21 protein-coding genes are annotated in these 20624 nt (G+C 57.8%); 5 read left to right on the forward strand and 16 right to left on the reverse strand.

The annotated features are described in order from the left end of the window. Positions 1 to 161 precede the first annotated feature (161 nt). From ACI514_RS14170 to ACI514_RS14230, 13 genes are all read right to left on the reverse strand, one after another. The gene (locus ACI514_RS14170) at positions 162 to 818 is read right to left on the reverse strand and encodes a DUF2931 family protein (RefSeq protein ID WP_405124107.1); all 657 of its coding nucleotides are present in this window, start codon (positions 816 to 818) and stop codon (positions 162 to 164) included. A 31-nt stretch (positions 819 to 849) separates the two neighbouring features. Further along, on the reverse strand, positions 850 to 1509 hold the full coding sequence (locus tag ACI514_RS14175) for a DUF2931 family protein (RefSeq protein ID WP_405124108.1): 660 nt from the start codon (positions 1507 to 1509) through the stop codon (positions 850 to 852). A gap of 11 nt (positions 1510 to 1520) precedes the next feature. After that, complete coding sequence (locus ACI514_RS14180) at positions 1521 to 2177, reverse strand: DUF2931 family protein (RefSeq protein ID WP_405124109.1); 657 nt, start codon at positions 2175 to 2177, stop codon at positions 1521 to 1523. Between the two features lie 11 nt (positions 2178 to 2188). Beyond that, positions 2189 to 2845 (reverse strand): DUF2931 family protein, encoded by a 657-nt coding sequence (locus ACI514_RS14185; RefSeq protein WP_405124110.1) that lies wholly within the window; start codon positions 2843 to 2845, stop codon positions 2189 to 2191. Then, the gene (locus tag ACI514_RS14190; protein ID WP_405124111.1) at positions 2845 to 4386 is read right to left on the reverse strand and encodes a T6SS phospholipase effector Tle1-like catalytic domain-containing protein; all 1542 of its coding nucleotides are present in this window, start codon (positions 4384 to 4386) and stop codon (positions 2845 to 2847) included. Before ACI514_RS14190 ends, ACI514_RS14185 begins: the two co-directional genes overlap by 1 nt. Positions 4387 to 4522: 136 nt before the next feature. Beyond that, positions 4523 to 4885 (reverse strand): DUF6124 family protein, encoded by a 363-nt coding sequence (locus tag ACI514_RS14195; protein ID WP_016982978.1) that lies wholly within the window; start codon positions 4883 to 4885, stop codon positions 4523 to 4525. Positions 4886 to 5529: 644 nt separating this feature from the next. Further along, complete coding sequence (locus ACI514_RS14200; protein ID WP_405124112.1) at positions 5530 to 6009, reverse strand: GNAT family N-acetyltransferase; 480 nt, start codon at positions 6007 to 6009, stop codon at positions 5530 to 5532. 13 nt (positions 6010 to 6022) lie between these two features. After that, complete coding sequence (locus ACI514_RS14205) at positions 6023 to 6235, reverse strand: DUF4287 domain-containing protein (RefSeq protein WP_405124113.1); 213 nt, start codon at positions 6233 to 6235, stop codon at positions 6023 to 6025. 125 nt (positions 6236 to 6360) lie between these two features. Next, complete coding sequence (locus ACI514_RS14210; protein ID WP_405124114.1) at positions 6361 to 7488, reverse strand: tetratricopeptide repeat protein; 1128 nt, start codon at positions 7486 to 7488, stop codon at positions 6361 to 6363. Positions 7489 to 7546: 58 nt separating this feature from the next. Next, the gene (arsH, locus tag ACI514_RS14215) at positions 7547 to 8239 is read right to left on the reverse strand and encodes an arsenical resistance protein ArsH (protein WP_405124115.1); all 693 of its coding nucleotides are present in this window, start codon (positions 8237 to 8239) and stop codon (positions 7547 to 7549) included. Positions 8240 to 8251: 12 nt separating this feature from the next. After that, positions 8252 to 8722 carry an arsenate reductase ArsC gene (locus ACI514_RS14220; protein WP_150794676.1) on the reverse strand — a complete coding sequence of 157 codons (471 nt, stop codon included), beginning with the start codon at positions 8720 to 8722 and terminating at the stop codon, positions 8252 to 8254. A gap of 15 nt (positions 8723 to 8737) precedes the next feature. After that, a complete protein-coding gene (locus tag ACI514_RS14225; RefSeq protein ID WP_026000441.1) occupies positions 8738 to 9085 on the reverse strand; it encodes a metalloregulator ArsR/SmtB family transcription factor in 348 nt (115 codons plus the stop codon). A 209-nt stretch (positions 9086 to 9294) separates the two neighbouring features. Next, positions 9295 to 10179: a LysR family transcriptional regulator gene (locus ACI514_RS14230; RefSeq protein WP_180699467.1), complete on the reverse strand. Its 885-nt coding sequence runs from the start codon at positions 10177 to 10179 to the stop codon at positions 9295 to 9297. 133 nt (positions 10180 to 10312) lie between these two features. Between ACI514_RS14230 and ACI514_RS14235 the strand changes: the two genes are divergently transcribed. Further along, positions 10313 to 11965, forward strand: coding sequence for a GMC family oxidoreductase (locus ACI514_RS14235; RefSeq protein WP_405124116.1), 1653 nt, complete (start codon positions 10313 to 10315; stop codon positions 11963 to 11965). 139 nt (positions 11966 to 12104) lie between these two features. Then, positions 12105 to 13727: an MFS transporter gene (locus tag ACI514_RS14240; RefSeq protein ID WP_095047447.1), complete on the forward strand. Its 1623-nt coding sequence runs from the start codon at positions 12105 to 12107 to the stop codon at positions 13725 to 13727. Positions 13728 to 13782: 55 nt separating this feature from the next. Here ACI514_RS14240 and ACI514_RS14245 read toward each other — a convergent pair whose 3' ends face one another. Further along, positions 13783 to 14151 carry a DUF427 domain-containing protein gene (locus ACI514_RS14245; RefSeq protein ID WP_093437143.1) on the reverse strand — a complete coding sequence of 123 codons (369 nt, stop codon included), beginning with the start codon at positions 14149 to 14151 and terminating at the stop codon, positions 13783 to 13785. Positions 14152 to 14441: 290 nt separating this feature from the next. After that, on the reverse strand, positions 14442 to 15848 hold the full coding sequence (locus tag ACI514_RS14250) for a serralysin family metalloprotease (RefSeq protein WP_405124117.1): 1407 nt from the start codon (positions 15846 to 15848) through the stop codon (positions 14442 to 14444). A 278-nt stretch (positions 15849 to 16126) separates the two neighbouring features. Here ACI514_RS14250 and ACI514_RS14255 point away from each other — a divergent pair, with 278 nt between their 5' ends. From ACI514_RS14255 to ACI514_RS14265, 3 genes are all read left to right on the forward strand, one after another. Further along, positions 16127 to 18073, forward strand: a complete 1947-nt coding sequence (locus ACI514_RS14255; protein WP_405124118.1) for a DNA topoisomerase III — start codon at positions 16127 to 16129, stop codon at positions 18071 to 18073. Positions 18074 to 18121: 48 nt separating this feature from the next. After that, complete coding sequence (locus ACI514_RS14260; protein WP_405124119.1) at positions 18122 to 18625, forward strand: GNAT family N-acetyltransferase; 504 nt, start codon at positions 18122 to 18124, stop codon at positions 18623 to 18625. A gap of 510 nt (positions 18626 to 19135) precedes the next feature. Beyond that, positions 19136 to 19465, forward strand: a complete 330-nt coding sequence (locus ACI514_RS14265) for a hypothetical protein (RefSeq protein ID WP_160057327.1) — start codon at positions 19136 to 19138, stop codon at positions 19463 to 19465. 229 nt (positions 19466 to 19694) lie between these two features. Here ACI514_RS14265 and cynR read toward each other — a convergent pair whose 3' ends face one another. Beyond that, on the reverse strand, positions 19695 to 20582 hold the full coding sequence (gene cynR / locus ACI514_RS14270; protein WP_160057326.1) for a transcriptional regulator CynR: 888 nt from the start codon (positions 20580 to 20582) through the stop codon (positions 19695 to 19697). Positions 20583 to 20624 lie beyond the last annotated feature (42 nt).

A 20624-nucleotide genomic window follows, 5' to 3' on the forward strand; every position in this document is an offset into this window, starting at 1 on the left:
TCGCCGCTACAAAATAGGTGGTCATGAAAACTAGCGACCGTCTCCTATTGGCCGAAAGCGGACCTCGGTTGAACCCAGCATTGACGCGGCAACTGTCAAATATAGTTACTCAAAACCACGGTACTGGAAAATAGGTAGGAGAAATATCTTCTGCCTGCTTCCTACCAACTTCCATACGGAATGCCGTATTTTTCCACATATCGCTTAGCCTTCTCACTTACCGGATAGGCATAACGACCACCGTGCTTCCCTTGTTCCGGCCCCAAAACTTCTAATTCACCTTGACCTCGGGCGACTTCAACCGGATTTCGACATGAATCTCTAACCCATGCTTGGAGTACGCCGCCCGGAGCGAGCCCCACGTACAGCGACGCCATAAACCGCGCGGTTTTCTCCGGTGTTTCCGGGCAACGCTGGTGTGTTGACTTCACCATCAGTTGCCTGCCTTCCTCCGGAATTTCGATGAAACCTTGATAGGTTTTTTGCTCTGTTATGGATTGCCAGCGGACAAAGATTTGTTTTGGAAGATCAGCGCCCGTTACAGGCATCCCAGTCCCCGATACTGTCCCCCAACCACGAGCAGACTCTGTGCTGATATCGGGCTCACCGCTAGCAGCAGTGCTCTTGCCAGCGCGAAAGAAAATTCTGTTATTGATGTCTTGGACGGAGCTGTCCTCTACCCAGACCTTCATGTAATTCGGCTGAACGAACACTAACTCCCACCATGGATATTTAGGGTCATTTTCGCCGGTTTCTGAGCCTGCGATTTGGCAACCAGACAACAATAGAGCGCCCAGCAGCGCAATCCTTGCGTTCATTACAAAAGATCCATTCAGTTAAGTGTCACCACTACCAACTTCCGTATGGAATGCCATATTTATCGATATACCGCTTTGCCTTTTCACTCACCGGATAAGCGTAACGCCCTTCGTTCTTACCTTGGCTCGGCCCCAGTGGCTCAATTTCAGCCTGCGCTCGAGCGACTTTAACCGGGTGGTGGCAAGAGTCTCTTACCCAAACCTGCACAACACCACCGGGGGCCAACCCTAAATAAACCGACGCCATAAATCTCGCTTCCTGATCAGGCGTCTGCGGGCAACGTTGATTGACGGACGCCACCATCAACTGCCTGGCTTCCTCTGGGATTTCTACCCATGCCTGCCACGTTTTCTGTTCGACAGTCGATTGCCAACGGACCCAGATGCGAACAGGCAAATCTGCTCCCACCACCCTCCTTCCGCTGCCGCCTACCCTACCTGTCCACCCTCGGGCGGACTCCGTTCCATCTTCCGGCTCTCCCCCCGCAGCGGTGCCGCCGCCGGTTTTATAGAAAATCCTGCCATTAATGTCTTGAACAGAACTGTTCTCTACCCAGACTTTCATGTAGTCCGGCTCGGTAAACGCCAACTCCCACCACTCGGATTTCGGATCGCTTTTGGCTGATAGTGGATCACCAACCTGGCATCCCGTGACTAGCAAGATGCAAAGCATCGTAATGAGTTGCTTCATTGGCTGATGGCTTACCAACTCCCATACGGAATGCCGAACTTGTCGATATACCTCTTGGCTTTTTCACTAACCGGGTAGGCATAGCGCCCTCCATGTTTCCCCTGCTCTGGGCCAAGTGGTTCAACTTCACCTTGGGCATGAGCGACTTGAACCGGGCGGTGGCATGAGTCTCTGACCCACGCTTGTAATACACCACCCGGGGCTAGCCCCACGTACAGAGAGGCCATATACCGTGCAGCTCTTTCAGGAGTTTCCGGGCAACGTTGGTGCGTTGAGTCCACCATCAACTGCCTGGTTGATTCTGGGATTTCAATGAAACCCTTGTAGGTCTTCTGCTCTGATATGGACTGCCAACGGACGAAGATGAGTTTGGGAAGATCGGCACCGGTTACCGGAATACCAGAGCCACTGACAGTGCCCCAACCACGGGCGGACTCTGTGCCATCTTCGGGTTCACCTCCGGCAGCGGTTCTCCCTCCTGCCTTGAAAAACATCCTGTTTTTGATGTCCAGAACTGTGCTGTCTTCTACCCAAACATTCATGTAAGCCGGTTCAGTGAAGGCTAGTCCCCACCAATCGGATCTCGGATCGTTCTCGGCTGAAAGTGGGTCGGTAGCTTGGCATCCAGCTACCAGTAAAACACTCAACATTAATATGATTTGCTTCATTGGCAGACGGGTTACCAGCTCCCGTACGGAATGCCGTACTTTTCAATGTAACGCTTGGACTTTTCGCTGATGGGATATGCATAGCGCCCTTGATTCTTCCCCTGACTGGGCCCCAGCGGATCGATCTCCGCCTGAGCTCTAGCCACCTTGACTGGACGGTGGCAATAGTCTCTGACAAAAACCTGCACAACGCCTCTAGGAGCCAGACCCAAATAGATAGAAGCGCTGTAGCTAGCCTGCTGTTCCGGAGCTTCCGGACACCGCTGATTAACTGACTGCACCATCAGGTTCCTCGCCTCTTCTGGCACATCAACCCAAACCTGATATGTCTGTGGCTCGACAATTGATTGCCAGCGCACGTAAATGCGCTTGGGAAGATCAGCACCAATCACTGCTTTCGCAGCACCACCTAATGCATGCCAGCCCCGAGCAGACTCTTTTCCGTCTTCAGGCTCCCCGCCTGCGGCTGTTCCGGATCCTGTGCGCTTGAATAGCTTGCCGTTGATGTCTTCTACGGCGCTGTCCTCAACCCAAACTTTCATGTAATAGGGCTCGGTGAACGCAAGCTCCCAAGATTCGGATTTGGGGTCGTTCTTCACCGATAGCGGATCAGCAGATTGGCAGGCAGTCATGAATAGCGCGCACAGCAGGGTCACAAGAACTTTCATTACCAAAGCGTCCAGTCAGGTACATGAGGATGTTGCACGCGGATTGAGTCTTCCGTGGGGGCGTTGATGTACACCGCGTTGATCCCGCTACCATCTTTTCGGCCAAGCGGATGGTTCCAATTGGCGGAGGTGTGAATGTACTTCAATTTCAACAATTCATCTTCTTGCGGTGTGACGCTGTAGTCCCCCGCCAAAAACCTATCGCACAGGGGTTGCAGCTCTTCAGGAATGGCCAGATCAGGCGTATCTGGAATGTCGTTGAATCGAGCGCCCTTTTCTTTTGCCAAACGGTGCATCACTCGCAGGTAGATCCTCGACAACATGCCACTCACCGGGCGTTTAAGCTGCAGAGCGGCATACACACGCTTCACATTGGGACTGAGTCGATCTTGCGGGCTGTTCGGCATCAGCAATGCGTCGGGCGTTACGATTTCAAGCATTTCCGTAGGCCAGCCTTTGGCTAACCATTGGGCCTTGGCATTGACGGCATCGCGGTAGATCGAGGTCGTCGTGACATCAGTATTCAAAGGCACGATCAGAGTTTGCATGGGACTTACAAGCACACACTCCTGCGCCTCTTCCAGATAGCCTCCGCCGATATCCGAATGCACACCCGGCAAGGTTATCTCCAAGTGATCCGCTTTGACGCGACTGAGTGCGAAGTTGGCGCGGCATTCATCACGGGCAGACAACTGGACGACATCGGTAAAAAAACGACGATCAAGATAGAGTTTGACGCCGGTCGCTACAGCACTTTTGATGTTGCCAAGATTTGACCAACCAGCAATCGATGGGACGGTATCGAACAAGCCGATAAACCCCATGTTGATGTCACTTTTATACTGCTCGTTAAATTTAGGGCTGAAGGCTCTGGGCAGGTTTCTCAGCACGGTGCCAAGCGGGCCACGACTGGTGCGGACGATCTCATTGGCAAAATGTCGAGCCGCTGCGGCGCCGCGACTGAAGCCAAACGTGTCGAACGTCAATGAAGCGATTTCACTGCCTGGGTTATCGATCAAGACTCGGCTGATAGCTTGTTGAATGACTGGAAATGAGGACTCGACTCGACCAGCAACGCCTGTTTCACCGCGTCCGGTGCCAGAGCCGAACTTACTGTCTTCCTCTCCGGAGCGGGTGCCAATGCCCTCGATATAGACGACGCGGGAGGTTCGCTTCAGCGGCCCCTCTCCTACTGCGTCGGGTACGGCGTCATACAAGTCGCTCAGCCTTTTCACATTGCTGACATCGTTGCCGTAACTGCTATCAGGGTCGCTCATGTAAGGCTGGCAACTCGCAGGAATATCCTGAGGCGCAATCGGATGCTGCGCCCCACACAGCAATCCCGCCGCCGTGTTGTTCGCATTATTGCCAGTGCCATCAAAGAAAACCCCAATCCTCAACGCGATCCCGATTTTCTCAGGTTCGCGCGCAGGTTCTTTCCCGTGTTTCTCATATTCCGCCCAACGCTGGGCGTGAATATCGACGGGTTTGGCTTCTTCGTAACGATAATTTTTCGGGGGGTTGGGTACGTAGCCACTCATCCGTGATTCCTGGTTCTGATCCTTGAGAACGGCCCGAAGGGTGACAGCCGAGGCTGGGGGGCGCAAGCCGTGGCCGTGTGCCAGCCAGGGTGTGACAGCGGGGTTCGACGAGGGTTTCCCCTCGTCGGGCTGGGGGTTAGCTGGCGATTTCGACGTTATCCAGCGCTTGATTGACGGCGATTTCGCCGAGCATCACGACTTGGGCGATGCCCAGTGCGGTTTTGCGGTGGGGGGTGTCGAGCATGGCGGCAAAGTTGAGGAGCATTTCGCTGGCGGAGCCGAGGGTTTCGCTGGCGTTGGCGAGCAGGGATTCGCTGTTGTACTTCGGGTTGGCGAGGTACATGCGTTCGGGTTGTTGGGTGCTGGCCATGATTTGGCTCGCGGGTTTGAGGTAGTGGTCGAGGGCGCGTTCGGCGGCTTCGTGGAATCGCTTGGAGTCGGGGGATTCGTAGGGGGATGTGGGGTCGGTTTCGGGTGGGTTGGGTGTTGGTTTGATCATTGATGAAGCTCCTACGTCAAAAAAAGGAGCCATCACTCTCGCTACCAAACGAGGGTGGCGGCCATGCGCAGGTTGGTAGACCGGGACGTAGAAAACCGGCGCGCCCGAAGACGCCCTGTGCATGACCACCATAAAGCCGTGTCGAACAGACACTGCGAATCATGATGCTTATGCAATCTACGAAAACTCAGGGCTACCAAACCCGATCACTGTTTTTCAGCGACCGACAGACGATAGAACCCGCGACCTAGACGCACAAGCCGGCGGATTCTGGCTTAGTCGTAGGTAACGGCGCAAGGCGTTGTAGGGTTTTGGTGGCTACTTGAGGCTTCGTTTAAACAGTTGTGGTTTTTACTGTTTATTTCGGTCAGTGGTTGATGGGGTGACTGGGTGGGCGTCTTCGCGAGCAAGCTCGCTCCCACAGGGATTTGTGGTTGGCGCGAGACTTGTGGTGGCTGGGCTGGCGTTATCGCGAGCAGGCTCACTCCTACAGGGGATTGAGTCTGGCTTGGGATTTGGAGTGATTGGGCTGGCGTCTTCGCGAGCAGGCTCGCTCCCACAGGTTTTGTGTTGGGCTCGGGGTTCGCGGCGGGCGGGCTGGCGTCATCGCGGGCAAGCCCGCTCCCACAGGGATTGGCGGATGGCTATGGTCGGTGGCGTGTCATGTTGATGAGGGCGGATCGTCCACCATTTGGAGCCGGGCGCTCTTCGATGGAGTAAGGCACGAAGCCAAGTTTTGGGTAGAGCAGCAGGCCTGCGGTGTTTTCGTTGAAGCAGGACAGTCGCACTTCCTTGGCCTGGTATTTTTCGAAGCCCAGCGCGGTCATGGTCTCGACGATGTACCGCGCCACACCCTGGCCTCGGGCATATGGCGCGACGATGACGTTGCCAATACAGCAGATGCCGTCATGCTCAACACGGTAGAAATTGGCGAAGCCGACGAACTCGCCGTTGGCCAGAAAAGCCGTGGAGTCGAAGCGTTGGCTGATTGCGCTGTGCATCTGCTCTTCCGTTAGCGGGAAGTTGGCTTTCGGGAACATGAAGAACAACTCTTGTTCGCCTTGGGGAAAGCTGCAGAGGGTGTTGACGTCGTCGGCCGTCACTGGCCGGTGGGAGAAATTCATCGCTGCCCTGTCCTCACTTTTTACCCGCCAGATGGTGCGCCACCAAGGCGTTGGCATGACCGTGGCCGATGCCGTGTTCGTCCTTGAGCCACGCCACCAGTTCCATGTGTTTCTTGTCGGTGATGCCGGCGAGCAGGTTCAGCCAGTGATCGATAGGCTGGCCGTACTTCTTTTCAATGGAGGGGAAGTAGGAGGCTGGGCCTTTTACCTTGTTGTCTTCGCTCATGCTGCAAGCTCCCTGTGGTCACGACGGAGGGTCGGCGGACGCTCCTTGTCGGCAGGTCATAGAGTGGACGCGAGACGCTGTTCCGGCAAGTGGCCCGCCGATCAGTTCGGGCCACACGGCACCCCTTATTTTTTCGATAGCGCTCTGAGTCGCTCTCTATCGGTCAGCCCATCGGTCCTGACGCTGGCGACAGTCGTGTGGTTTTTCTGCTGCGGCGAAAGGATCGGTTCGCCGGGGTATCGGTAATCGCTAAAGCCCTGCATGACTTTTTGGTCGATGGCACTGTTACCGCAACTTTGCCGCAAGGCGATCGCTGGCACCAACGAGCCGGGGGTGTAAGTTAGTTCCAGCTGCACCGACTTGCGCTCGGGGGTCGACAGCTTTTCTCGCGCCAGAGCCTTCTCGATACCGTCAATCTTCGCCCTGACGCCATACTGCATCCGGTTGAGATAAACCTTGTTGTACTGCTGTTGTTGTTCGATCGTCATCACCACGCCTTTGCTGCGCAGGCGTTGAAGGTTGTCCCATGAGTCGGCTTTGAAATACAGCTTCAGCGCCCCCTGAAGGTCTTGCGGGCCGCCTTTGCCGTTCTCCAGAAACTCGGCGACTTTGAGTTCCATTGCGGTATTGCCGGGCTCCGCGATAGAGCGCTCATAAAAGTCCCGGGCAGCCACCAGATCGACCGGCCCGCCGACACCGGCTGCCGCCATATCGCCCAGTCGGCTGTAGACATTCGGCGCACGTCGGGCCACCGACTCATAGATGTCTTTGGCCTTCTCGATGTTTTTCGGCACGCCATGTCCCTGCTCGTACATCTCACCGAGGATCACCTTGCAGTTGGCGTTCTGGGTGCTGAGATAGCGGATTTCGTCGAACTGCTGCTCACTGATCGACGCTTGCTTGAAGTACGCCGCACAACGAAAGCTGGGGAATTCATCGTCCGCAAAATTGGGGTGATGGTGGGATTTGCAGCCTGCAACGAGGGCAGTAAGCGCCAGTACAGCAACTACCTTGTTCATGAATGGCATCCGTTGAAATCGTGCAGATTTCATCGGCAGGCAGGCGCAAAACCTGAAGTGTCGGTTACTTGAAAACACCACAAAAACCTGTGGGAGCGAGCTTGCTCGCGAAGGCGGTGTGTCAGCCAAGATCATCAACACCATCGCCACGCAGTTGGGCGGTCGAATCACCTTGGCCGACAGCGCTGAGGGCGGCCTGCGCGCCACCTTGTCGATGTCTAACCCGCTTCGCAACGTAGCACCCGCGAGCCGCCGCAGAGTGGTGTCTGCCGTCCCTCGCCGAGGGACGGCCTCAGGTCGAACGCTGATTGACCCGCGCCATCAATTGCTCAGCACTTTCCTTACGCTCGGAGTAACGATCGACCAGATGCGCCTGTTGATCGCGCAGCAGCACGGTGAACTTCACCAGTTCTTCCATCACATCGACCACACGATCATAAAACGGCGACGCGTTCATCCGCCCGGTGTCGTCGAACTCCATGTAGGCCTTGGGCACCGAGGATTGGTTGGGGATGGTGAACATGCGCATCCAGCGGCCCAACACACGCAACTGGTTGACCACGTTGAACGACTGCGAACCGCCGCAGACTTGCATCACGGCCAGGGTTTTACCCTGAGTCGGGCGTACCGCGCCGAGTTCCAGCGGCACCCAGTCGATCTGCGCCTTGAACACGGCAGACATGGCGCCATGACGTTCGGGTGAGCACCAGACCTGGCCTTCCGACCACAGCACCAGATCACGCAATTCCTGCACCTTGGGATGGTCGACCGGAACGTCGTCGGGCAGTGGCAGACCGGACGGGTTGAAGATGCGCGTTTCAGCGCCGAAATGTTCGAGCAGGCGCGCGGCCTCCTCTACCAGCAAACGGCTGAACGAGCGTTCGCGGGTCGAGCCGTAGAGCAGCAGGATGCGCGGTTTGTGTTCGCGCAAAGGGGACGCTACTTCGAACAGCGAATGATCAAGATGGGGCAGGTGTTCTGACATGTGTCCTCCAGCTCAGAGAGAGCCGATACGATCCAGCTCACGCTGGAGTTCAGCGCGGCTGAGTGCTTTAAATGGCAGGCCGAGGAAGGTCGCGCAGCGCCGCTCGATGATCGCCAGCGTGGCAGCAAATGCCGCGTCCACGGCGGCATCGTCACCGAGCACATCCGAGGGATCTGCCAGCCCCCAATGGGCTTTGAGCGCGGGGCCGAAGTACACCGGGCAGCTCTCACCGGCGGCCTTGTCACAGACGGTGATGACAATGTCTGGTGGATTGTCTTCGAACGCGTCATTGCCCTTGCTATACAGACCATCGATGGCAATGCCGGCCTGTTGCAGCGTCGACAGGCTGCGCGGCAACACTTGGCCCTTGGGGAAACTTCCGGAACTCACGGCCTCGAATCCGGGGCGCGCCAGATGATTGAACATGGCTTCGGACAGGATGCTGCGGCAGCTGTTGGCCGTGCACATAAACAGAATTCGCATGGTTTTCTTGCTTCCTCAGCAGCAGGCGGTTTCACGGACGGGACGACCGTCCATGTTCTGCAGGCGCGCGGCATTGTCCTTGAGCCAATCGGCGTTGGCTTTGGACGTCACTTGCAGGATTTCGCGTACCCACGCAGGAAGATCAGGGTTGAGGCGGTAATAGACCCATTGCCCCTGACGGCGATCAAGCAGCAAACCATTGCTGCGCAGTTGCGCGAGATGGCGGCTGATTTTCGGTTGGCTGTCGTCGAGCGCACACATCAGCTCGCAGACGCAGAGTTCACCTTGATCGGCGATGAGCAGCATGGCGCGGACGCGGGTTTCATCGGCGAGGCTCTTGAAGACTTCGGTGGGGGTGATCATGGAACGGGCTCAACACATACGGAAATTCGAATATACGGATATCCATATATAAATCAACCCGGAGATGACACACATCTCGAGTGATATGCGCAGACCCCCTGTGGGAGCGAGCCTGCTCGCGAAGGCGGTGGGTCAGGCGAGATTTGCGTATCAGATACATCGCTTTCGCGAGCAGGCTCGCTCCCACAGGGGGATTTGGATCTAACTGGTTAACCGCGTAAAAGCCCCTGCTCCGCTTCACATAACCCCACCACATAATCCCAGACCACCCGCAGCCGCACCGATTTGTGCAGCTCGCGCCGCGTGCTGATCCAGTAACTGCGCTCGATGCTTTCATCCGGCAGCAACGGCACCAGATCGGGATCCGACTCGGCCATGTAGCAAGGCAGCACCGCAATGCCCAATCCCGACCGCGCCGCTTCCTGCTGCGCAATGACACTGGTGCTATGAAACACCACGCGCGGGCTGCGGCAGAAGCTGTTGAGAAACATCAGTTCCTGGCTGAACAGCAAATCATCGACATAACCGATCCACGCATGCCGCCCGAGGTCTTCGCGGCTGTGCAGTGGCGGCGCCTTATCGAGATAGCGTTGGCTGGCATACAACGCGAGTCGATAGTCCGTGAGTTTGCGCGTGACGAGCATGTCGGCCGCCGGGCGCTCCAGATGGATGCTGATTTCCGCTTCACGGTTGAGGATGCTGACAAAGCGCGGCACGGCGACCAGTTCCACTTCCAATCCCGGATAGCGTTCGAACAAGCCGATCATGCGACTGGCGAGAAACTTGATGCCCAGCCCTTCAGTGACGCCGACACGAATCTTGCCCAGTGGCGCGGTGGATTGGGTGATCTCTTCCTGCGCCAACAGCGCAACGTTTTCCATCGCTTCGGCATGTTTGAGCAAAGCCTCCCCCGCCGGGGTCATTTCGTAGCCTTGGGCGTGCTGGACGAACAGTGCGGTGCCGAGGCTTTTTTCGATGGCTTCGATATGGCGGGCGACGGTGGCGTGGGTGGTGTTGAGGCGGCGAGCGGCGGTGAGCAGGCGGCCGCTGCGTTGCAGTTCGAGAAAAAACCGCAGGTCGTTCCAGTCGAACATTGCGTGTCCTTGTCGGCTATGGTCTATGCAGGCTGTTTGAAAACGCACAGCGGCTGCGCAAAAACTAACATTCTTTTAACGAAAGCTAACAACTAGAGTGTCCGACAATAAAAACAAAAAGCGAGGTCAGGGAATGCAGACTTCCCTCGATGAATACGACTACATCGTGGTCGGCGCCGGCCCTGCCGGGTGCTTGCTGGCCAATCGGCTGTCGGCAGATCCTCAGCAGCGCGTGCTGTTGCTCGAAGCCGGCGGGCGCGACAACTATGCGTGGATTCACATTCCTGTCGGTTACCTGTTCTGCATCGGTAACCCGCGCACCGACTGGTGCTTCAAGACTGAAGAACAACCGGGCCTCAACGGCCGCGCGCTGAGCTATCCGCGCGGCAAAGTGCTGGGCGGTTGTTCGTCCATCAACGGCATGATCTACATGCGTGGCCAGGCCAACGATTACGATGGCTGGGCTGCCGAGGGCAATCCGGGCTGGGCTTGGAATGATGTGCTGCCGCTGTTCAAAGAGAGCGAAAACCACTTTGCCGGCGCGGCTGAGTTTCACGGCGCCAAGGGTGAATGGCGGGTTGAACAGCAGCGCCTGTCGTGGCCGATTCTGGATGCCTTTCGCAGTGCGGCTGAGCAGAGCGGCATCGCCAGCATCGATGACTTCAATCAGGGCGACAACGAGGGTTGCGGCTACTTCCAGGTCAATCAGAAATCCGGCGTGCGCTGGAACGCGGCGAAGGCGTTTTTGAAACCGGTGCGCGACCGGACGAATCTGACGGTGCTGACCGGGGTTGAGGTGGATCGTGTTCTGCTGGAGGACGGTCGCGCCTCGAAAGTCAGCGCGCGTCACGAAGGTCAGGCCAAGCAGTTCAAGGCGCGCAAAGAGATTGTCTTGTGCGCCGGCGCGGTCGGTTCACCAAGTATTTTGCAACGCTCCGGGATTGGTCCTCGGCCACTGCTCGAACGCTTGGGTATCGGCGTGATTCATGAGCTGCCGGGCGTCGGCGGCAACCTGCAGGATCACCTGCAATTGCGCCTGATCTACAAACTGGAAAACGCCCGCACCCTAAACCAGATCGCCGGCAGCGTATGGGGCAAAATGGGCATGGGCCTGCGTTATCTGTATGACCGTAGCGGGCCGCTGTCGATGGCGCCGAGTCAGTTGGGCGCGTTTGCGCGCTCGGGGCCGGAGCAGACTTCGGCGAACCTTGAGTACCACGTGCAGCCACTGTCGCTGGAGCGTTTTGGCGAGCCGTTGCACAGTTTCCCGGCGTTCACCGCTTCTGTGTGCGACCTGCGTCCGCAGAGTCGTGGGCGCATCGACATTCGTTCGGCGGATCCGCAGGAAGCGCCGTTGATTCAGCCCAACTACCTCAGTCATCCAGAGGATTTGCGCGTCGCGGCAGATGCGATTCGCCTGACCCGCCGCATCGTCAGCGCCCCTGCCCTGCAAGCGTTCAAACCGGTGGAGTACCTGCCCGGCGCCAACCTGCAAAGTGAAGAACAATTGCAGCAAGCAGCGGCGACGATCGGCACGACGATTTTCCATCCAGTCGGTACCTGCCGCATGGGCAATGACGGCGATGCGGTGGTCGACGCACAGCTGCGCGTCCACGGCGTGCCCGGTTTGCGCATTGCCGACGCGTCGATCATGCCGCGCATCACCTCGGGCAACACCTGTTCGCCTACGCTGATGATTGCCGAGAAAGCGGCACAACTCATCCTCAACCCTAATGCTGTGAACACAACCCCTGTAGGAGTGAGCCTGCTCGCGATGACTGAATAACATTCAACATCTGCGTTGGCTGATACACCGCTATCGCGAGCAGGCTCACTCCTACAAGGGACCGCGTTTAATTCAAGGCATCACCCGGACACGCAACACCAGTGGAACAACAAAAACAATCACTGTGAGGGATACCGATATGTCAGAACACGTTCAGCCGCTGGACGCCGTGCGCAGCGCGGAGACCAGCCCGGATACACGCAAAGTCATCTTCGCCTCATCACTGGGAACGGTGTTCGAGTGGTATGACTTCTTCCTCTACGGCGCCCTCGCGGCGGTGATCAGCAAGCAGTTTTTCGCCGGAGTCAACGACACCACGGCGTTCATCTTTGCGCTGATGGCTTTCGCCGCAGGCTTTATCGTGCGGCCGTTCGGGGCGCTGGTGTTTGGTCGGTTGGGCGACATGATCGGGCGTAAATACACCTTTCTCGCGACGATCATTCTGATGGGCGTGGCGACGTTCTGCGTCGGTCTGCTGCCGACCTACGCCAGCATTGGCATCGCCGCGCCGATCATTCTGGTGGTGCTGCGCATGCTGCAGGGCCTGGCGCTTGGCGGTGAATACGGCGGCGCGGCGACCTATGTGGCCGAGCATGCGCCAATCGGCAAACGCGGATTCCACACCAGTTGGATTCAATCCACCGCGACTCTCGGCCTGTTGCTGTCGCTGCTGGTGGTGCTCGGTTGCCGCTACTTCACCGGCGATCAGTTTGAGGTGTGGGGCTGGCGTATTCCCTTCCTGCTGTCGATCGTACTGCTGGGCATTTCCACTTGGATTCGCCTGAGCCTGCACGAGTCGCCGGCGTACCTGAAAATGAAAGAGGAAGGTAAAACCTCGAAAGCGCCGATACGCGAATCCTTCGGCAAATGGGAAAACCTCAAAGTTGTGCTGATCGCCCTGTTCAGCATCAACGCCGGGCAAGCGGTGACCTTTTACGCGGCGCAGTTCTACGTGCTGTTCTTCCTCACCCAGTTCCTGAAAATGGACCCGGCGGTGGCCAACACCTTGCTGATCATCAGCGTGGTCATCGGCGCGCCGTTCTTCATCTTTTTCGGCTGGCTGTCGGACAAGGTCGGGCGTAAACCGGTGCTGATGCTGGGCTTGCTGCTGGCCACCGCGTTGTACTTCCCGATCTTCAAATCCCTCGCGCACTACGCCAACCCGGCGATCGATCAGGCCAGCCGTCAGGCGCCGATCACCGTGCTGGCGGATCCGGCGACCTGCACCTTCCAGTTCGACCCGGTCGGCAAAGCCAAATTCGACAGCCCGTGCGACAAGGTCAAGACCTTCCTGGTCAAGCAAGGCCTGCCCTACTCCAGCGCCGCTGCGCCTGCTGGCAGCGCCGTGCAAGTGAGCGTCGGCGACGTCAAACTCGACGGCTTCGATGAGGCTGCACTGCGCGGTGCGATCACGCTGGCCGGCTACCCGCAACAGGCCGATCTGCAGCAGATCAACAAACCGATGATCGTCGCCCTGATCGTGGCGTTGATCATCATCTCGGCGATGTGCTACGGCCCGTTGGCGGCGCTGATGGTCGAACTGTTCCCGACGCGCATTCGCTACACCTCGATGTCGCTGCCATATCACATCGGCAACGGCTGGTTTGGCGGATTCCTGCCGACGGTGTCGTTCGCGTTGGTGGTGTACACCGGGGACATCTTTTATGGGCTGTGGTATCCGGTGTTGATTACCGGGGTGAGCCTGGTGGTGGGGATGATCTGTTTGCGTGAGACGAAGAATATCGATCTCGACAAGAACTGAAACTCAACCAGATAATTCAATCGGCGAGGGTTTTTACTCTCGCCGATTTTTTTGCTCAGGCATCAGCCTTGATCACTTCGAATTTCACCTGATCCGGATAAAACGCCACGTAGTCCTTGATCGGCCCGACCGAGATTTTCGGCTTCTCATAAGTCCACACCGCGTTCGCCCCTTCATGCCCCGGCACTTGCAGGCTGAAGTAGTTGGCGTCGCCCTTGTACGGGCAATAACTGGTGTGGTCGGTGCGGGCGAAGTACTTTTCGTCGATGTCTTCGCGAGGGACGTAATAGACCGGCGGGTAGTTGGCTTCGTTGAGGATCAGTACGTGGGAGGACGCGGCGACCTGGATGCCGTGGAATTTCACTATCAGGCAGCCGGGAAGTTGTTCGAGGGCAATGACGGGACTAGGGCCGGAGCTTTTCATGGGGGTTCTCCTGGATACGGCGAAGAGACCGGTTCAGGTATAGCTCATTGGTTCTGGTTGGGGTGGGTTTGCAGCCGAACGGCCCTTCAACATCAAAAGCCCCTCACCCCAGCCCTCTCCCCGAGGGAGAGGGAGCCGATTGGGGGATATTGGCGAACTTCACCGACTTGAACGTTTGGCTTTGAATCCATAATCGACTCGGTTTTCCAGGTCGATGGATTTCGCCAGACAACTCGGTCAGTCCCCTCTACCTCTGGGAGAGGGTTAGGGTGAGGGCCGTTCTTCAGGCATCACGCAACGATATCAGTTGCCACCGCTTGCCCCACCACGCCCACGGCAAAGTCCACCGCCCCCTGCCCCGTCAGGTCAACCATCAGGCTGGTCTGATTGGTCTGCGCGAAGTAGGTCAGGATCGCGTCGCCCGCATGCCCGGTGAAGCCGCTGACAAAGTTCAGCGACGCCGCGCCCGTGGCGAAACCGGCGATCCCCGACAGGTCGATCTTGTCCAGGCCGCTGGTGAAATCCATGATCCAGTCCGGCGCGGTCATGGTCGAATCACTGGCCGCGCCAAACACGAAGGTGTCCGCACCTGCACCACCCCACAAGGTGTCGCCACCGCCACCACCGTAAAGGATGTCATTGCCGGCACCGCCGACCAGTTCGTTGGCAACGGTGTTGCCGATCAGCAGGTCATTGCCTGAACCGCCGATGGCATTTTCCACGGTCACACCGTAAGCGATGGACACATTACCGACGAGGCCACCGATGTCGGAGAACGAACCTTCATTGAGGTTGATCTTCTGGTTCTGGCTGAAGCCGGAGAAATCCAGCGTGTCATTACCGCCGCCATCCCACACCGAGAACACCACTTTGGAGGACGCCGAAGTGGCGCTGTAGAAATCGCGCTCGGCATTGGAGTTGAAGCCGTAGGTGGTGTCATCGGCGCGGGTCGCGTAGTTGGCGCCATACAGTTTCTGCACCGCGACGATATCGTCGAGCAACGGCGCCGAGGCGTACGCGCCGCTGCCGTCCTTGCTGAAGTTTTGCTCGGTGTTGGCTTCGCTCCAGTAGCTCATCAGGCTGTAGCCACGGGTGTCTTCGGCGTACTTTGCGTCGTTATAGGTCGGGTTGCCATTACCGGCGTTGTACGCGCCCGGATGCGACAGGCCAAGGGTGTGACCGATCTCGTGGGTCAGGGTCTGGCGCCCGTAGTTGTTGATGTCCGGGGTTTTGTTGACCTGGTATTGATCGTTGATCAGGTACCACGACTGGCCGTCATAGCTGCCACCGCTCGGTAAGTAAGCGAATGCCGCACCACCGGTGCTGACATCGTAGTTACCGAAGGTCATGTGGCCATCGCCGCCCTTGCCTTCAGTGAAGGTGACGTTGGCGACATCAGCCCAGGATTGCATGGCCAGCACGGCCTGGGCCTTTTGCTGGGCGCTGAACTCGCTGAAGTTGCCCAGTTTGACGTTGTAGTTCGTCGGTTTCTCGGTCAGGAAGGTGTAACTGAGGTCTACTTTGCCGTCAGCGTTCTTGTCGCCCCACGACAGGCCTTTGCGCAGGATTTCATCCGCAGCCTGATCGGCAGTGAATGAGGGTTTGCCATTGACCAGCCCGACGCCACGGTCATACAGATGGCTGAAGGTATCGATTTCGTCGAAGGCGCTGCTGGTGTTGGATTTGGCTTGAGCCATGATGGACTTCCTTGTTTCTGAGTAGTCAGTGTCGACAGACCACGGCGATCTTCTGGCGAGATCGTCCTGTCACTCGCGTGTTTTGAATCGGCGAAAAACCTGACACAGGCGCAAACCGGGCGCTAATCAATTTCTCGATAGCCGGGCCTGCGTCCCTGTATTGCCCGTCACCTGCTGCAATGTTTTTTATCTGTATATCCATACAGATAAAAGTTGCCCCTGACGCCAAGTCCGGCCATTCTGTGCACCTGTTCGGACCTTGATCGACGATGGTGGTTATGCGGCTGTACCTCTGTGAAAAACCCTCCCAGGCCAAAGACATTGCGGCCGTGCTCGGCGCCAAGCGTCGGGGCGACGGCTGCTGGCTGGGAACGGACGTCACGGTGACCTGGTGCATCGGCCACTTGCTCGAAACCGCGCCGCCGGATGCCTATGACGCCCGCTACAAGCGCTGGGTACTGGCCGATCTGCCGATCATTCCGGACAAGTGGAAAATGACCGTCAAACCGCGCACGGCCAGCCAGTACAAAGCGGTCAAGCGCCTGCTCGGCGAGGCCAGCGAGCTGATCATCGCCACCGACGCCGACCGTGAGGGCGAGATGATTGCCCGGGAACTGGTCGAGCATTGTCGTTATCGCGGGCCGATCCGCCGCTTGTGGCTGTCGGCGCTGGACGAAGCCTCGATCCGCAAGGCTCTGGCCGCATTGAAACCGGGGGCCGAGACCTTCAGCCTGTATCACTCGGCGCTGGGCCGCTCGCGGGCGGACTGGCTGATCGGCATGAACATGAGCCGACTGTTCACGCTGCTCGGTCGGCAATCGGGTTATCAGGGCGTGTTACCGGTTGGCCGGGTGCAGACACCGACCTTGCGGCTGGTGGTGGATCGCGACCGCAGCATCGCCGATTTCGTGCCGGTGCCGTTCTGGGCGATCGATGTCGATCTGCTGCACAACGGCATTCCGTTTACTGCGCAATGGCGTGCACCACCGGATGCCTGCGATGATCAGGAGCGCTGCCTGAATCAAACGCTGGCCCAACAAGCGGCCGCCGCCATCAACGGCGCTGCCAATGCCCGGGTGGCCAAGCTGAAAACCGAGCGCATGCGCGAAGTGGCGCCCCTGCCCTTCGATCTCGGCACCTTGCAGGAGGTCTGTTCGAAGAAGCTCGGCCTCGGCGCGCAGGAAACCCTCGACATTGCTCAGGCACTCTACGAAACCTACAAAGTCATCACCTACCCGCGCAGTGATTGCGGCTACTTGCCGCTAAGCCAGCACAGTGAGGCGCCGGGAATTCTCGCGGCGTTGCGTCAGGCCGACTCGAGTCTTGACGCACTGCAAGGCCATCTCGACCCCCAGCGCCGCTCCCGAGCGTGGAACGACGCCAAGGTCAGCGCGCACCACGGCATCATTCCCACCGCTGCAGCGAAGAATCTAGAGCGCCTGACAGGCAAACACCGTGCGGTCTACACCCTGATCCGCGCTCGCTATCTGGCGCAGTTCCTGCCCAATCACGAATACGATCGCACCCAGGCCGACTTCGATTGCGCCGGTGAAGCGTTGCGCGCGGTCGGCAAGCAGATCATCGAACCAGGCTGGAAACGCGCGCTGCCCGAGGCACTGGCGCCGGCCAAGGGCCGCGAAGCTCCCGCGCCGCAAACCTTGCCGGCCCTGAGCCAAGGCATTGAATGCGCCATCGCCTCTGTGAAACTCAAGGATCTGTGGACGCAACCGCCCAAGCCCTACACCGAGGGCGATCTGATCAAGGCGATGAAGAACGTCGCCAAACTGGTCGAGGATCCACTGCTCAAACAGAAACTCAAGGACACCACCGGCATTGGCACGGAAGCCACCCGCGCCTCGATCATTCAGGGCTTGATTGACCGTGGTTATCTGGTGAAAAACGGCAAAGCCCTCGCTGCCACGCCGGCGGCGTTCAGCCTGATCGACGCAGTGCCACGCGCGATTGCCGACCCCGGCACTACGGCGATCTGGGAACAGGCGCTGGACATGGTGCAAAGTGGCGAAATGAGTCTTGAAGAGTTCGTCACCAAACAAGCTGCATGGATGAGCAAACAGGTGACGCGCTGCTCCAGCCTCAGCCTGACCATCAGCGGCCCGCCGCCGGCCGGTAAAGCGGCGGCCCCGTGGAAGAAGAAACGCAAATCATCGACCCGCAGCAAAACCACAGGCACCACCAAACGCACGCCGAAACCAGCTGCCAAATAAAACCCGCTAGTGTTTCTGCAAGGCTCATCACTTTCAGGAACCCGGCGTATGGCCAATATCGAACTGCACCCAGCCCGGCGCGATGAGCTGGAAATCATCGAAAACCTCATGCAGTTCTACATGTACGACTTCAGCGAATGGCTGCCGCTAAAGCTCGCTCCGCATGGTTTCTTCTCCATCCAGCCGAAAATCGACTACTGGCGCCACCCGGCCACCCAACCATTTCTGATTCGCGTCGACGGCGAACTCGCCGGTTTCGTGACCGTCGATAACGAAACGCATATCGCCGGGGCTGAGCACAACATCGGATACTTTTTCATCGCGCGACGCTTTCGTGGCCAAGGCGTCGCGCAGTTTGTCGTCTCTGCCCTCTTGAGCCAGATCCTCGGTCAATGGCAGATTTTCCATATCGACGCCAACCTGCCGGCCCAGCGCTTCTGGGCCAGGCTGATTCCGTTATTGAGCGACGCCCACTTCACCCTGCAGCAGCGCGAAGTAGGCGGTTATCCATGCACCTTCTATGCGCTGCGCACGCCTTTTTCCGTTGCCTGAACGAATTCTTTCTCATTCCAAAACTGCTTTGTCCGACAATATGTAGTGAGCAAAAATAATCACTACAAAACCGTTGACGGCATCGTTTTGCTTTTGCATGATGAAGACGTTCCCCGATCGGGAACATCGGTAACACGCTTGAGCAAACTCGTCTGACCGCCGAGTTGTTTTTTCCGGATACACGCTGCCCACAAGGCAGATTGAAGAAGCTGACCTGGCCTGAACGTCCAGTACAAGGACGAGAAGCGCTGGCGAAAATTCTCAAGACGCTTGTGGTCGACACGGTAAATGTCGTCAAGGAGCCTCCCGGTTTTCGCTGCTTCTCCTCGTTGTGACGCTATTGCGTAGCAGTTATTCAACACGACTACATGCAACAGATGCACGACCCCGTACTGCACACGGGCGAGCGCTGACGTCCTGGTTTCGGTGCCAGGGATCAACTAACCGATGGGCTACCTGTATTAGCGAATCAACTTTGAAAGATCACCAGACTGGTCAAGGGGCAATATCATGAATCTGAACAATCAACCAACTATCGAAGAACTGGCTCGTATGTTCGCTGCGCAGAAAGACAGCCACGACAGCCATATTCTGTGGATCAGCAAGTCGGGTCAGGTACATATCGACTGCCTGGCGACCCATGCTGACGAAGACGAGTTCGACCGCAACCATCAGAACCTGCTGGCCCGCCTGAAGATGTACCGTCGCGGCCACGGTTATGTTGGCAAGAAAGCCGCGGCCGACAAGGACTTCATCGGGAATGTTCTGCAAACGCTGAAACAGGCGTGGGGTTCGATGCAGAACAATAATGAAGTTCGGGTGATTGATCGGTTCTGCTGAGTTAGTCATTAAATAATTGAAAGGCCTGCTTCCTTAAAGGAAGCAGGCCTTTTTTGTTCGCTTGCATTGATTTGGCGTGACTGGAATTGTAGCCCCTCACCCCAGCCCTCTCCCGAGGGAGAGGGAGCCGATTTATGGTGCTTTAAGAACCTGAGTTCGACTCAGGTTTCTCAGGTCGGCGTAGATCGCACAAACATCTCGGTCAGTCCCCTCTACCTCTGGGAGAGGGTTAGGGTGAGGGGCTTCCCATGCCCAACACCAATTCCACAAACGCCACCGCCGCCGCACTGTGATAATTATTGCGCCGCCGCAACAACGCCGCTCCACGCTGCGGCGCATCACTCTCCACGCGCAACCGGCGCAACGCCCGATCCTCCGTCGCAATCGCTTCCGGCAACATCGTCGCCAGCGGCGAATGCCGCACCACTTCCAGCAACGTACTCACCGAATTCACCTCGATCCGCACCTGTGGCGTAATCCCGTGCTGGCGGAAATACTCGTCCACCGATAACCGCGTGATGAAGTCGGGCGCCAACAAGGCAAAGTCCAGCGAAGCAATATCCCCCGGCGTCAGTACCGAGCGACTGTCATACAACGGATGCTCCCGCCCGACCATGATCCCCAAGGTTTCGGTAAACGCCGGAATACACTCGATATCGGCGCTGCGCACCGGCGTAAACGCAATCGCGATATCCAGAGAGTCATCCGCCAACCCCGCCTCAATGTCATCCATCGACAACTCGAAGATCTGCAAATGAATCCCCGGATACCGCGCGGCAAAGTCGCGCACCAATGGCCCGACCAGATACGCCATGAACGTCGGCGTCATCGCCAGACGCAACGTGCCGCGAGACAGATCCTTCACGTCATGCAGCGCGCGCTTGCCCGCCTCCAGCTCGACCAGCACCCGTCGCGCGCATTCGATGTAAGCCGCGCCGGCATCCGTCGGTTTTACCGTGCGCGAAGTGCGATCAAACAGGTTCACCCCCAGGGTTTCTTCCAGTTGGCGAATCTGCTGCGACAGGGTCGGCTGCGACACATGCAACGCCTCGGCGGCACGGGTGAAGCCGCCGTGATCGGCAACGGCCAGCAGATAACGCAAATGTCGCAGCAGCATGGGAAATACCATCTATAGGCAGGACTTATGCGAAGCATTGTA

The organism is Pseudomonas sp. M20 (assembly GCF_045037865.1).
Taxonomy (GTDB): Bacteria; Pseudomonadota; Gammaproteobacteria; order Pseudomonadales; family Pseudomonadaceae; genus Aquipseudomonas.